The sequence below is a fragment of the Methylococcus capsulatus str. Texas = ATCC 19069 genome (genome assembly GCF_000424685.1).
Taxonomy (GTDB): domain Bacteria; phylum Pseudomonadota; class Gammaproteobacteria; order Methylococcales; family Methylococcaceae; genus Methylococcus; species Methylococcus capsulatus.
On record NZ_AUKJ01000017.1, the window covers coordinates 285,645 to 298,113 of the forward strand.

Below are 12,469 nucleotides of genomic sequence, written 5' to 3' on the forward strand. Positions count from 1 at the left end.
CGTCAGAATTTGAGATTCAGGTTGACCGAATAGAGGGCGAAACTGAAATTGTCCACGTGACTGCCGGTACCGCCCATGAAGCCCATGCCCTGGGTGCGCTGATACAGATCCACCCCGCCGCCGATCTGCAGCATCCCGAAGAAGGTCTTGTTCACCTGGAGTCCGCCGCCGACCGCGCCGAAACTGGCGAGCCGGTAGTCGGAGGAATACAGGCCATCGGCGGTGGGGTGGTCGTAGACGGTTTGGTAGAAATAGGCGGAGCGCTGGGTGTAATACCTCAGGCGGAACGTCAGCAGCGTCTCGTAGGGCAGCGGCTGCAGCCAGCCGGCTTCGAAGGTATGCGAGTCGACGTTCCAGTCGTCCGAATAGAATCGGTAGTCCAGGTGCAGGGCGGCCGCATCGAGCTCCGGGATGTTGCGCACGTAGCGCAGCAGCACCGCGGACTGGATGCGCGAGCCCGGCCGGGTATCGGCGCAAAGATTGACCTGGAAGGAAAACGGCACGTTTTGGCGGCAAAAAGTGTTGACCGGCGTTGCAGGAACCTCCGCCGGCTGGTCGGGCGCGGGAACGGGACTCGGCGACGGCTCGGGGCTCCCACCGCTGGCACCGCTATGCGTCGACATGTCCGGAGCGGCCCGCGCGGACGCGGAACGGCGGGATGGCGAGCGGACCGCGGGTACGTCGTTCACCCAGGCCGATTTGTAGGGATCGGACAGGAAGCCCGAGCTGTTGGCGACGGTCAGATTGACCTGGAGCAGCGAGTTCTTGTCCAGCACCTGGGTCAGGCCCAGCAGCCCCTGGTAGGTATTCTTGTCGCCGCCGATCACCGTGCCGTCGGTGTATTGCTGGTGGATGCGGCCCTGGTTGCCGCCGTCCGCCCATACGGTGTCAGAGGCATAGCCGAAACCGGCGGCGAGGGTCGTCGCCTTCCGGTTGATGTCCCAGCGCGCGTCCAGGTTGAAGAAGTTGGAGATGTAGTCCCACTCCGTGGAGTTGCCGCCGGCGACGCCCAGGGTCAGGTCGTCCAGCGCTACGCTCAGGGCGCCGTCGATGGCCAGGCGCTGGTCGTGGATGCCACCCTGCCGGCCGCGCTGTGGACCCTGGGTGGCTTGGGACAGTTCCAGTTCGCCGTATTTTCTGCCGTAGTTGTTGTTCCGGCCCCAATAGAAAGTGGGGGAGGCACCTCCGATCTGGCTCAGGTTCATCGGATTCGAGCCACCGCCGATGAAGTCCAGCGTGCTGTTCACCCGGAAATTGACGTCCTCGCCCAGCCGGAGCGAGGCATCGTTCTGGAACGCCTGCACCGACATGCGCCCGTTGCTTTCCTGGTAATTCGAGTAGCCGCTGTCGATGGCCGGGGCTTCCGGACTGAGATCCAGCCCTTGCGCGGCCACCATGCCCGGCAGTGCCAGGGCCGCCGCCGTGAAGGCCGCCAGCCTGTCAGTTGCAGCCACAGCCTCCACCGCCCACGCCGTAGCCGGCCGACGAGGTCTCCTTGGAAGCATAGGTATGCAGCATGAGCGCCGAATGCTGGACGTCCGGCACCAGCGCCATCTGCGGCTTGGCCAGCGCGCCTCGCTCCCACGGAGCGACCGTCTGCACGCAGCCGGGCAGAAGCGCGAGATGGCAGCACAAGACGATCACGCGCTTCGTCACGGCGTGGTGCCTGTAGCGAACCCGGGAAGATCTTTGCACTCGTACCCGTGAGGGGAGCACGGTCCGCTCACGGCTCGCTGAGCAACGCTTCGATCTGGGCGCGGATCTCCGCCTTGTCCTTTTCCCGGAACCCCAGGTGGACATGGCGAATGTTGCCCTTACGGTCGATGAGGAACGATGACGGCATCGCCTGGACGTCGTACTGTCGGGGACAATCGCCCGCCGGGTCGGAGGCGATGGTGAAGTCGGCGTGCTGTTTCGCCAGGAACGCGTCTGCGCCCTCCCGCTCCTCGTCGAGGTTGACCGCGATCAGTTCGAAACCCTTGGGTTTGAATTCCTTGTAGGTTTCGGCCATGAACGGGAACGATTGCAGACAAGGGCCGCACCAGGAGGCCCAGAAGTCGACGTAGGTCACTTTGCCCTTGAAACCGGCGATATTCAGGGGAGCTCCGTCCTGATACCGGCTCAATCGGCAGTCCGGGGCAGGATTGGCACTGGCCGAGGCGGCGAAAAATACGGCGAGGAATCCGGAAGCGAGGTGTCTGATCATGGCATGGGATACGCGAAAAGGTCCTAAGGCGCTAAACTCGGGAAAAGTGTAGCCTGAACCATTTTGCGGCAGGGCGCAATTGTCGCCAAGGCCCAGGACACATGGGAGATGGAATGGGAAAGAGCGGAACCAACTGTTGGCTCGTGATGACGGGTATCGCCGGTTTCACCGGGGTGGCCATGGGCGCTTTCGGCGCGCACGGCCTCAGGAACGCTATCGCGCCGGAGATGCTGGCGGTTTACCAGACCGGCGTGCAGTACCATTTCTGGCATGCGCTTGGGCTGGGTCTGGTCACCCTCCTGATGCGGCAAGCTCCCCAGTGCCGGCCGTTGGTCTGGGCGGCATGGCTGATGCTCGGTGGCATCGTCCTGTTTTCCGGCAGTCTGTATCTGCTGGCCATTTCCGGCATCCGCTGGCTGGGCCTGATCACGCCCGTCGGCGGCATGGCTTTCCTTGCAGCCTGGGCCTGTGTAGCGGTTCATGGCTGGCGACGATCGTGAGCCGGGATTCCGGTGTGTTCCATAAACCTACGACGAAGGGATGATTCGATGTCACCATCCATCCGTATCAGCCGCTCGTGGATAGCGTCGAGCGCCGCGGCGGCACTGCTCGCCGTGGTAAGCGCTTTGCGAGCGGAGTCATTGGCTCATGACGCCGTCGCCAGCGCCACGACTCCCCTGACCACGCCTACGCCCCAACCACAGGCGCAGCCCCTCGTGACCGTGGCCAAGCGGAAGCAGGACGGGATGGCACTGACGGTGAAGCGAACTTGGTGGTCCGCCAAGAAAGACCAGATCGAGGTTTCCCTCACCGTGAAAATACCAAACGAAACCCTGAAGCTCATGACGGCCGACGACGCAAAGAGCCGGCAGGGCCTGCTGGTGGAATTCCGGCACGCCGACGGAGCGGCGTTCGCCGAATGCGAACTCGACCTTGGACAAGCCAGAACGAGACAGGTTGTTTTCGACGCCAGGGAGCTCTATCGCCGCGGCATACTGCAAATCAAATCCGGCATATGCGATCCGGACATCTCGACCGAAATCGCCGAGCAAACGATCCCCGACGTAAAGCCTGGCGACGTCGCCGTATTGAAAGAAACCAGTGCTGCCGACTTGCTCAGTGCAACGTTTGTGAAGACCCGATGATCACGCCGCTTGCTTCGGGGCGTTCGAGGTAGCGGAGGCTGAGGGATATTGAAGTCAAACCGGCTCAGGCAGGGTCCCGAGGTGATCCGTGGGGGAAAGGCTCGACCCGTCACTCCGGCGAAAACCCGGGCTGGCGGCGGTGCGCCTCGGAAACCGGACACAGGGTTTGGTGAGTCGAGGTAAATCCCCCGTCTCGTCGGGGGATTTACCGGGTTCGACTCGTTGCACACCTCGAAGGATGCAGGTTTTCGTCGAGCCGGTTCACCCTATTTCAGGCTCAGAATCCACTGCACCAGCTGTTTCGCTTCCGTTTCGCTGACCTGGGGGTTGGGCGGCATCACCATGGTACCCCAGACGCCGGAGCCTCCCTTCATCACCTTCTCGGCGAGCTTGACATCGGCGCCTTGCTGGCCGGCGTATTTCTGGGCGACGTCCTTGAATGCCGGCCCCAGGATCTTTTTGTCCACCGAATGGCACATGACACAGTTTTTGGCCTTGGCGAGCTCTTCGCTGGCCTGCGCATAGCCGCAGAGCAGGGCGCCAAGGGCTGAATACAGGGCCAGGCCCATCGTTCTTCTAGGCATGTTCGTTCTCCTCCACGTGGATGATGGTGAACTGCGGCGCTCGTCCCGCACGGTGTCTGGGCGGGCACGCCGGGCGGATGATGGCATGGCCGGGTCGATCTCAACAAGAATCCGTGTCCTGGAAGTTTTGAAGAGGCGGCGGTTCGCTGCTATACATTAAGGGGTGCCGAATCTCGTCCAGACTACAACAGGACCGCTGGAAATGAGCTTGCCACGATTCACGACGGCCGCCGTGCTGCTCTCGCTGCTTGCCGGCTGCGCGGAAGCGCCGTTCCGGCTGGCCATGTTGGATGATGCAGGTGAAACCGGGGAGGCCGATGCCGGCGACGACCGGATTCCGCGCCTGAATTCCTCCGCCGATGGGGATCTAATCGAGACCCTGCTGGCGGATTATTTCAGGTCGCTGGAGTCCCCCGCCGTTCCGGTGCAGATGGCGACGGGACCGGCGAGCGGGGCACCCGAGCCGGCCCGGCGCTTGTCGGGCAGGGGAATCCGGGTGATTCCCGTGGGGCCGCCCAAACACCACAAGAACGGTTTGTGGCATTACCTCCGGGAGCGTCTGGAATTGACCCGCTGGAACCATCCATCGGTGGAGGCGGAAGTGGCGGGTTTCCGGGCCCGGCCGGCGCGGGTTCGCGGTCTGGCCAAACGGGCGGAGCCGTTTCTGCATTATCTGGTCGGCGAGATCGAGCGCCGGGGACTGCCGCTGGATCTGGTGCTGGTGCCCTTGGTAGAGAGCGCCTGCGATCCGAGCGCGCTTTCGGCGAAAACGGCCGCCGGTCTTTGGCAGTTGATTCCCGCCACGGGGCAGCGCTTCGGTGTGGAGATGGCGGCGGACTACGATGGCCGCTATGACATACATGTTTCCACCGGTGCCGCCCTGGCTTATCTGCAGCATCTGCACGACCGTTTCCAGGGCGACTGGCTGCTGGCCCTGGCCGCTTACAACGCAGGGGAGGGGGCGGTCCAGCAGGCGATCGCGAACAACCGGGCGGCTGGCCGGGGTACCGATTTCTGGAGTTTGCCGTTGCCGCCCGAGACCCGGGGTTACGTGCCGAAAATACTCGCCCTCTCACGCATCCTTGCAGGTGCCGACCGCTACGGGCTCGAACTCGAACCGGTACCGGGCACGCCGGTTCTGGCGCGAGTGGAGATCGATGCGGGGATCCGTCCCGCCGACGTCGGCAGCGCCGCCGGTCTGCCCGAACCCTTGTTCAAGCTGCTGAACCCGGCGCTGAAATCCATTCATGACGCGCCGCAGCGCAAATACGGCCTGATGCTGCCGCTGAAAAACGCCCAGGCGATGGCCTCCAGTCTGGAGGGAGCGGAGCTGGTGTCGGCCAAGACCGTCGTGGTGAAGAAGGGGGAAACGCTCGCTGTCATCGCCAAGCGTGTCGGCGTTTCCGAAACCGTCCTGGCCGGCTGGAATGGCTTGGCGCCCAACAGCCGCCTCAAGCCCGGCCAGGAACTGCTGATCTATCCGGCTTGAGAAACGCGGGTCGTGGATTTCTCCGCGATCCGTTCCTGAATGGCTTGACAGGTGTGTGCCGTGCAATAAGATGCACCTATAATGCATATTATGCCGCGGGCTTTCTCGTATTTGCGGAAATACCCTGCGGCCCGGCCGGACTCATCGGCTTAGGTTCAGCCTTAGGGATTTCGATGCAAATCAAACGCTTGAAGTTTCCTCCTGGATGGCGGCCCGAGCCCTTGCCGACCGGCCTGGCGGAGCAGTTTCGGTCCGCCTTGGCGGCCGGCTTGGCGATTTTCCTGCTGGGTCTGATCAGCAGCCGGTTCATCGAGGGCGGCGGATTGAAGACCCTGGTGGCATCGATGGGCGCTTCGGCGGTGATCCTGTTCGTAGTGCCGCATAGTCCCATGGCGCGGCCCTGGTCCGTGGTGGGCGGCCATCTGATTTCCGGCCTGATCGGCATCCTGTGCGCCCGCTGGGTTCCGGATACCTGGCCGGCGGCGGCTCTGGCGGTGGGATTGGCCATCTTCGCCATGCAACTCGCGCGCTGTCTGCATCCTCCGGGCGGTGCCTCGGCCCTGATCCCGGTGCTCGGGGATGCCGGTATCCGGGCGCTGGGGTTCCAGTTTCTGCTGACGCCGCTGGCGCTGAACGTCGCGGTCATGCTGGTGGCCTCCCGGTTTTACGACCGCTGGGTGCATGCCGCCAGGCCGGCTCCCAATACCGAGCCGCATCCGCCCAGCCCTCTAGAACGCATCGGCATTCAAGCCGAGGACTTTCACGCGGCCCTGCAGGACGTCGGAGTTTTCGTCGATGTCAGCGCCGACGAACTGAGCGACATCTACCACTTCGCCGCCAGTCGGGCGTTCCGCCGTACCTTCGGCAAGACCACATGCGCCGGCATCATGACCCCCGAGCCGCTGACCGCCGAGTTCGGCGACGATCTGGAGTCGGTCTGGCGACGGATGCAGCGTCATGGCATCCGGGCCTTGCCGGTGGTGGACCGGGGAAGGCATGTCATCGGCATCGTCACGTTCAAGGACTTCTTCCGCCACGCCCCTGCCGACGGTTTCGGCAGCCTCAAAGCCCGGCTGAAGGCCCTTCTGCTTCCCTCGCCTCGGGTGACCTCGACGAAGCCGGAGGTCGTCGGGCAGATCATGACCGCGCCCGCCATCACCGCCCGGCACGACGCGCCTATCGTTGAACTGGCCCGGCTGCTCAGCGAGCATGGCATTCACCAGGTGCCCATCGTCGATGAGCGCCGCAAGCTGGTCGGGTTGGTGACGCAGACTGATTTGATAGCCGCCTTGTACCGTAGTGTTCCGGCCGGTCTGGCTCAGCCGGCGATGGCGGTGGCTTCGTGATCGAACCCGTCGCTCCGGAGGATTTCCAACGGGTGTTCGCGACCGCCGCGGCGACGGTCTTGGGAGGGGCCGGATACGCGGGACTGTTCGCCTGGGCGCGCTTGAAGAATCGGCGGCTGTGGCTGGTGGGAGCCTACATGTGTTATGCGGCATCGGCCGCTGCCATGCTGCTGCTGACGCGGGCAGCCCATCTCAACGGCGCGTGGCAGGGAGTGGTGGTTCTGATGCTGGTCGGTTACCTGCTGGCTCCTCACGGTATCTGGCATTTGTGCGTCGCCAGCCATCGTCTCGAAAGAAATTCCAGGGCGCCGCCGGGGGACTGATCCTCGTCGTCGATGATGATGCCGTTTTTACAACGAGAACAAACGCAAGGGGGAGTTGGCATGGGTACCTCACCGCCTGTCTGGGCTTCCGAGAGCTTTTGGAAAAAGGTTGCGATCTGGGTCACTGCCGGTTCTTTCGTCATCCTCGTCATCCTGACCTTCGACACGCTGTCGAAGACTGCGGTCGGCGGCAGCCGGGTGCAGTCCTACAGCGTCATCAACCGGTCCATCGACTACCGCTTCGATTACATCCTGAACCGCTACCGCCCGGTATTCGGTGGCGACGAACCGCTGTTCGGCCGGTCGCTGAGCGAGGATGAAGCGGCGGCCTTGGTTACCCAGGGCAAGAAGACGGTGCAGGCCAAGAACTGCATGAACTGCCACACCCTGCTCGGCAACGGTGCTTATTACGCTCCCGATCTCACCAAGGCCTGGCTCGATCCCGACTGGGGCAGCGTGGAGGAGCGCGAAGCCAGGATGCTGGCCTTCCTGCTGGATCCCGAGAAGAACGCCGTCACCTTCAGTTCGGGGCGCAAGATGCCAAGACTCGGAATCACCGACGCCGAAGCGCACGCCATCGTCGCCTTCCTGAAATGGATGTCGGCCATCGATACCAACGGCTTTCCCACCAATTTCAAGACCATCGGTCACCAGGAGGATTGAGCATGCGCACCGGAATCATCGATGGCGCCAATCTGAACGGGGGGCAGCAACTGGCGGTCAAGTATTTCAGCGTCGCTCTCGTGCTGTTCCTGGTTCAGATGCTGTTCGGTCTGCTGGCCGCGATCCAGTTCGTTCGGCCGGATTTTCTCTACAACGTGCTCGATTTCAACGTCAACCGTATGGTGCACATCGACGCCATGGTGGTATGGATGCTGTACGGTTTCGTCGGCGCGGTGTACTGGCTGCTGGAGGAGGAGAGCGGTACCCGCGTCGTCGGGCTGGCCGTGGGCAACCTGGCGTTCTGGGTGCTGACGGTGGCGGTTGCCATCGTGGTGGTGGTCTACCTGTGGGTTCAGACCGGTCCCGGCAACGACCTCACCCGCTGGTTCGTGAACGAAGGCCGCGAATATCTCGAAGCCCCGCGCTGGGCCGACTTCGGGATCGTCGCCGTGCTGGGCGTGTTTTTCTACAACGTCGCTGCCACTTTCTCGAGAGGCCGCTGGTCCGGCATCGCCGGTGTGCTGACCCTGGATCTGGTGGCTCTGGCCGGGCTCTATTGCGCCGGCATGTTCTATCTGACCAACATCACGGCGGACCAGTACTGGTGGTGGTGGGTCATCCACCTGTGGGTGGAGGCGACCTGGGAGGTCCTGGTCGGTTGCATCATGGCCTGGGGTTTGATGCATGTGCTCGGCGTGCGGCGGCGGATCGTGGAAACCTGGCTGTACATCGAGGTGGCGCTGATGTTCGGCTCGGGCATTCTCGGCCTTGGCCATCATTATTTCTGGATCGGTACCCCGGATTACTGGTTCTCGATCGGGGGGTTCTTCTCGGCGCTGGAGCCGATCCCTCTGGTCGCCATGGTGGTGCATTCGGTCTACGATGCCGGCGTCCGCAAGCTCAGGAACGGTAACCATCCGGCGCTGGCGTGGATCATCGCCCATACCTTCGGCAATTTTCTCGGTGCCGGCGTCTGGGGCTTCATGCACACCCTGCCGCAGATCAATCTGTACACCCACGGCACCCAATGGACGGCGTCGCACGGTCACCTGGCCTTCTTCGGCGCCTATGCCACCATCAACATCGCTTTCTTCTACATTGCGATGCAAACTTGGCGGGGCAACATCTGGCTGGGCAGCGGCCTGGCCGGAGAAGGCTGGAAGTGGAAAGGGGCGCTCGCCCTGATCAATCTCGGCGTGATCGGAATGACCGTGGCGCTGTTGATCGCCGGCTACGAACAGTCGTTCATCGAACGGGCGATGGAGGGCTCGACCTGGCGGGGCTATTTCGCCGGTCAGATGCATCCCTGGTTCCAGCAGGCCATGGCTTGGCGCCTGGTGTTCGGTGTGGTGACGCTGGCTGGCGCTCTGCTGCTGGTGTGGGATCTCCTCACCATCGGCGTGGGTGAGACGCGCCGGGCCCCGCAGTTCGCGGCCGAGGCCGGCTAGCGGTCGGAAATTCGGGGGGAGTTTGTCAGCGCGGTTTTACGACGTTTGGGAGGCACTATGTCGGTAGAACACGAACACGATTCCGCACATGAAGAAGCGCCGCGGGGCACCTGGGTATTGCTTTGCCTGGTGGCGCTGGGGATGACCGCGGCCTGGTTGTTCCTCTATTTCGGGGTGTTCCTGCCCCGCGGCCAGTTGGGTCAGTGATCCCGAGAACGACCCGGCGGGGGGACATCGCGCCCTGCCGCAGCGCGAAACCGGCGCGTCAGCGACGAATGAGAGGAAAAGGTTATGCGAATCCGTTTTCCAGACAAGCAATGGTTCCGAGAAAAAATGGCCGGGCTGGGAGGAGGAATGTCCCGGCTGGAGATCGATGAACTGGAAAGGAAGTGGCTGTCAGTGTCCCTCGCCATGATCGGCCTGTTCGTCGGCGCGATCGTCGTCACTGCGGTCAGCCAGGGAGTCCATCCCCCCAGCCATGTCGAAACCATCGATTCCGCCAGCCTGCATCTGAGCCAGGAGTTCGCCGAGGACAAGCTGGGCGTGCAGCCCACGCCGCTTGCCGACGGCTCCCTCCAGGTCCGGCTGGTGGCCGGCCGCTACGGCTTCTATCCCCGCGAGATCGAGGTGCCGGCCGGTCGCCGGATCGTTTTCCGCATGGCCAGCATGGATGTACTGCACGGTGCCCACATCCCCATGACCAACATGAGCACCATGATCGTGCCGGGGTACGTCTCCGAGGTGGTCAGCGTTTTCCCCAAGCCAGGGGAATATCCCATGCTCTGCAACGAATACTGCGGCCTGGGCCACGACCACATGTGGAGCAAGGTGACCGTCATCGCCCAGGAGAACTGGCGTGAGCCCGCGACCGGAGGAAAGCAGCCATGAACGATGCAACCGTGAACCGCCTCACACTTTTCAACTTCTGGGTGGCCTTCGGGGCGTTCGGCCTGGCCTGTTTCTTCGGCATGTACCAGGTTCTGGAGCGCAGCGGACTGTTCACCTTTCTCCAGTCGCCCGCCGCCTACTTCGCCTCGGTCAGCACCCATGGGGTGCTGATGGCCTTCGTGCTGACGACCTTTTTCATCATGGGCTTCGGCTATCACACGGCGGCGCGTAGTCTCCGGCGGCCGCTGTGGAATCCGCCGCTGGCCTGGGCCGGCTACGGGGTCTGCGTGGTCGGAGTGGCTTTGGCTGCGATCCCGCTGCTGTTGGGCAAAGCCTCGGTCCTGTACACCTTTTACCCTCCCATCCAGGCCAACGTCTTCTTCTATCTCGGGGCGACCCTGCTGGTGGTGGGGTCGTGGTTCTGGTGTGTGATCATGCTGGTGATGTTCGCCCAATGGAAAAGGGATCGTCCCGGCGAAACCGTGCCGTTGCCGATGTTCGCCACCGCCGCCAATGCTCTGCTGTGGCTGTGGACCAGTGCTGGCGTGGCTCTGGAGTCGGTGTTCCAGTTGTTGCCATGGGCGCTCGGGTTGACCGACACCATCGATGTGGGCCTGGCCCGTACCCTGTTCGCCTGGACCCTGCACCCCATCGTCTACTTCTGGCTGATCCCGGCCTACATCGCGCTGTACTGCTACGTGCCGCAGGCTGCCGGCGGCAAGCTGTTCAGCGACGTGCTGGCGCGCACGGCGTTCGTGCTGATCCTGGTGCTTGGCCTGCCCATCGGCTTCCACCATCTCTATATGGATCCCGAACAGGGGGCGGGCTGGAAATTCCTGCACATGGTCGGCACCTTCGCCGTCGCCATTCCCACCCTGCTGACCGGCTTCACCGTCATCGCCTCGCTGGAGATGGCCGGACGCAAGCGGGGCGGTGCCGGGCTGTTCGGCTGGATCGGCGCGCTGCCGTGGAAGAACCCGATGGTGCTGGCGGCGATTCTGTCTCTGCTCATGCTGGTGCTCGGGGGCTTCGGCGGTATCGTCAACGCCAGCTATGCCATGAACGCCATGGTGCACAACACTGCTTGGGTGCCGGGCCATTTCCACCTGATCTTCGCCGGCACCGTGATCACCATGTATCTCGCCGTCGCCTATAAGCTTTGGCCGGAGCTGTGCGGACGCAGACTGTATTCCGTCGATCTGGCTCTGGTGCAGCTGTGGGGCTGGTTCATCGGCATGGTCATCATGACCACGCCCTGGCATATCCTGGGCCTTTTGGGGCAGCCGCGGCGGATTTCGGCAGTCCAGTACAACAGCGTACTGACGCTTTCCTGGGAGCCGTATGAACTGGCCATGATCGCCGGTGGGTCCATCCTGCTGGCTTCCGCCTGTCTGTTCGTCTATCTGCTGTACAAGACCCAGACTGCCGGTGAGAAGGTCGACGCCAGGGAGGATGCGGCGGCCGACTCCAATCACGGGGCGCCGGCATGGCTTAATGGATTCGCCCTGTGGAACCGTCTGATCCTGGTGCTGATGGTGTTGAGCTACGGTTATCCCATCCTCCAGTTTTTCCTGCTGAAAACCCATAGTCCGACCGCGTGGGGGTACTGAAGATGAAAGCCATCCTGCTCGTGGCGACTGGCATGATGTTTGTGGCCGGCGTCGATGCGGCTCCTTCCACCCAGGTCGCGTGGACGCCGGCGACACTCGACTTCGTCGAGAAGGGTGATGCCGGGCGTGGCAAGGCGCTATCCGCCCCTTGCGCCGGCTGCCACGACGGCACCGGTACCAATCCCAGCCTGAGCGGCCAGCTGCCGACCTATCTGTACCGGCAACTGCAGGACTACAAGAACGGAAACCGGCAGGACCCGACCACGATCATGAATACCATGGCATCGGCCTTGCGCGATCAGGACATGGCCGACCTGGCCGCCTGGTACGGCCAACAGGCGCCGATGCGTGGTGCCGGCGGGGCCTCGGATGCCACCGGCATCGCCGGGCGCGGGGAAGGCCGGCGCATGGAGCCTCCCTGTTCCAGTTGCCACGGCGGGGCCGGGCAGGGCGAAAAGGTCGACACCCCCCGCCTCGCCGGCCAGAGCGCGGCCTATCTCGAAGCGACCCTCCTGGCCTACAAGAGTGGCCAGAGGGCCAACGACATCTACAGCCGCATGCGGCTGATCGCCGCAAAACTCAGCGACGCCGAGATTCGGCAGTTGGCCGACTATTACTCCAGGCTGAAATAATTCTCCTGCAGCCCAGAGGGCGCATTTTCCGTCGCGCCCTCGTGTTCGGCCCGACATGTTCCTCCGCGTTGTCCATGGTGTCGCGCACTTGGAAGTCGTCTTCGATCGTCGTTTTTTGGGTGTCATCATGACATC

At 63.2% G+C, this 12,469-nt stretch carries 15 protein-coding genes; 11 read left to right on the forward strand and 4 right to left on the reverse strand.

The genetic code is table 11. The features are described 5' to 3' along the window. Positions 1 to 2: 2 nt before the first annotated feature. The 3 genes from H156_RS0105900 to H156_RS0105910 all read right to left on the reverse strand — a co-directional run bounded on the left by H156_RS0105900 (position 3) and on the right by H156_RS0105910 (position 2,206). On the reverse strand, positions 3 to 1,454 hold the full coding sequence (locus tag H156_RS0105900; protein WP_017366099.1) for a DUF3570 domain-containing protein: 1,452 nt from the start codon (positions 1,452 to 1,454) through the stop codon (positions 3 to 5). Then, positions 1,441 to 1,656, reverse strand: coding sequence for a DUF4266 domain-containing protein (locus tag H156_RS17500; RefSeq protein WP_238536900.1), 216 nt, complete (start codon positions 1,654 to 1,656; stop codon positions 1,441 to 1,443). Before H156_RS17500 ends, H156_RS0105900 begins: the two co-directional genes overlap by 14 nt. 67 nt (positions 1,657 to 1,723) lie before the next feature. Further along, on the reverse strand, positions 1,724 to 2,206 hold the full coding sequence (locus H156_RS0105910) for a TlpA family protein disulfide reductase (RefSeq protein WP_017366097.1): 483 nt from the start codon (positions 2,204 to 2,206) through the stop codon (positions 1,724 to 1,726). A 113-nt stretch (positions 2,207 to 2,319) separates the two neighbouring features. Between H156_RS0105910 and H156_RS0105915 the strand changes: the two genes are divergently transcribed. Together H156_RS0105915 and H156_RS0105920 are read left to right on the forward strand one after the other, a co-directional pair. Beyond that, positions 2,320 to 2,706: a DUF423 domain-containing protein gene (locus tag H156_RS0105915; protein ID WP_017366096.1), complete on the forward strand. Its 387-nt coding sequence runs from the start codon at positions 2,320 to 2,322 to the stop codon at positions 2,704 to 2,706. 48 nt (positions 2,707 to 2,754) lie between these two features. Beyond that, positions 2,755 to 3,351, forward strand: coding sequence for a hypothetical protein (locus H156_RS0105920; RefSeq protein WP_017366095.1), 597 nt, complete (start codon positions 2,755 to 2,757; stop codon positions 3,349 to 3,351). A gap of 266 nt (positions 3,352 to 3,617) precedes the next feature. Here H156_RS0105920 and H156_RS0105925 read toward each other — a convergent pair whose 3' ends face one another. Then, positions 3,618 to 3,935, reverse strand: coding sequence for a c-type cytochrome (locus H156_RS0105925; RefSeq protein ID WP_154656668.1), 318 nt, complete (start codon positions 3,933 to 3,935; stop codon positions 3,618 to 3,620). 202 nt (positions 3,936 to 4,137) lie between these two features. Between H156_RS0105925 and H156_RS0105930 the strand changes: the two genes are divergently transcribed. The 9 genes from H156_RS0105930 (at position 4,138) to H156_RS0105970 (ending at position 12,334) form a co-directional block, all read left to right on the forward strand. After that, positions 4,138 to 5,424 carry a transglycosylase SLT domain-containing protein gene (locus H156_RS0105930; RefSeq protein WP_017366093.1) on the forward strand — a complete coding sequence of 429 codons (1,287 nt, stop codon included), beginning with the start codon at positions 4,138 to 4,140 and terminating at the stop codon, positions 5,422 to 5,424. A gap of 173 nt (positions 5,425 to 5,597) precedes the next feature. Next, a complete protein-coding gene (locus tag H156_RS0105935) occupies positions 5,598 to 6,770 on the forward strand; it encodes an HPP family protein (protein ID WP_017366092.1) in 1,173 nt (390 codons plus the stop codon). After that, positions 6,767 to 7,093, forward strand: a complete 327-nt coding sequence (locus tag H156_RS15855; RefSeq protein WP_017366091.1) for a hypothetical protein — start codon at positions 6,767 to 6,769, stop codon at positions 7,091 to 7,093. Before H156_RS0105935 ends, H156_RS15855 begins: the two co-directional genes overlap by 4 nt. A 60-nt stretch (positions 7,094 to 7,153) precedes the next feature. Then, entirely contained in the window at positions 7,154 to 7,756 is a 603-nt protein-coding gene (locus H156_RS0105945; RefSeq protein WP_010961627.1) for a c-type cytochrome, read from the forward strand. Between the two features lie 2 nt (positions 7,757 to 7,758). Beyond that, on the forward strand, positions 7,759 to 9,204 hold the full coding sequence (locus H156_RS0105950; protein ID WP_017366090.1) for a cbb3-type cytochrome c oxidase subunit I: 1,446 nt from the start codon (positions 7,759 to 7,761) through the stop codon (positions 9,202 to 9,204). A 57-nt stretch (positions 9,205 to 9,261) separates the two neighbouring features. Next, a complete protein-coding gene (locus H156_RS17220) occupies positions 9,262 to 9,411 on the forward strand; it encodes a hypothetical protein (protein ID WP_010961625.1) in 150 nt (49 codons plus the stop codon). Between the two features lie 147 nt (positions 9,412 to 9,558). Further along, the gene (locus H156_RS0105960) at positions 9,559 to 10,092 is read left to right on the forward strand and encodes a cupredoxin domain-containing protein (RefSeq protein ID WP_010961623.1); all 534 of its coding nucleotides are present in this window, start codon (positions 9,559 to 9,561) and stop codon (positions 10,090 to 10,092) included. Continuing rightward, the gene (locus H156_RS0105965; protein WP_017366088.1) at positions 10,089 to 11,702 is read left to right on the forward strand and encodes a b(o/a)3-type cytochrome-c oxidase subunit 1; all 1,614 of its coding nucleotides are present in this window, start codon (positions 10,089 to 10,091) and stop codon (positions 11,700 to 11,702) included. Before H156_RS0105960 ends, H156_RS0105965 begins: the two co-directional genes overlap by 4 nt. 2 nt (positions 11,703 to 11,704) lie before the next feature. After that, positions 11,705 to 12,334, forward strand: coding sequence for a c-type cytochrome (locus tag H156_RS0105970; RefSeq protein ID WP_036246129.1), 630 nt, complete (start codon positions 11,705 to 11,707; stop codon positions 12,332 to 12,334). The last annotated feature ends 135 nt before the right edge of the window (positions 12,335 to 12,469 follow it).

Coding starts and splice junctions, on each gene's coding strand:
- H156_RS0105910 (WP_017366097.1), bottom strand. CDS start 2,206: ATGATCAGACACCTCGCTTCCGGATTCCTCGCCGTATTTTTCGCCGCC.
- H156_RS0105915 (WP_017366096.1), top strand. CDS start 2,320: ATGGGAAAGAGCGGAACCAACTGTTGGCTCGTGATGACGGGTATCGCC.
- H156_RS0105920 (WP_017366095.1), top strand. CDS start 2,755: ATGTCACCATCCATCCGTATCAGCCGCTCGTGGATAGCGTCGAGCGCC.
- H156_RS0105925 (WP_154656668.1), bottom strand. CDS start 3,935: ATGCCTAGAAGAACGATGGGCCTGGCCCTGTATTCAGCCCTTGGCGCC.
- H156_RS0105930 (WP_017366093.1), top strand. CDS start 4,138: ATGAGCTTGCCACGATTCACGACGGCCGCCGTGCTGCTCTCGCTGCTT.
- H156_RS0105935 (WP_017366092.1), top strand. CDS start 5,598: ATGCAAATCAAACGCTTGAAGTTTCCTCCTGGATGGCGGCCCGAGCCC.
- H156_RS0105945 (WP_010961627.1), top strand. CDS start 7,154: ATGGGTACCTCACCGCCTGTCTGGGCTTCCGAGAGCTTTTGGAAAAAG.
- H156_RS0105950 (WP_017366090.1), top strand. CDS start 7,759: ATGCGCACCGGAATCATCGATGGCGCCAATCTGAACGGGGGGCAGCAA.
- H156_RS17220 (WP_010961625.1), top strand. CDS start 9,262: ATGTCGGTAGAACACGAACACGATTCCGCACATGAAGAAGCGCCGCGG.
- H156_RS0105960 (WP_010961623.1), top strand. CDS start 9,559: ATGTCCCGGCTGGAGATCGATGAACTGGAAAGGAAGTGGCTGTCAGTG.
- H156_RS0105965 (WP_017366088.1), top strand. CDS start 10,089: ATGAACGATGCAACCGTGAACCGCCTCACACTTTTCAACTTCTGGGTG.
- H156_RS0105970 (WP_036246129.1), top strand. CDS start 11,705: ATGAAAGCCATCCTGCTCGTGGCGACTGGCATGATGTTTGTGGCCGGC.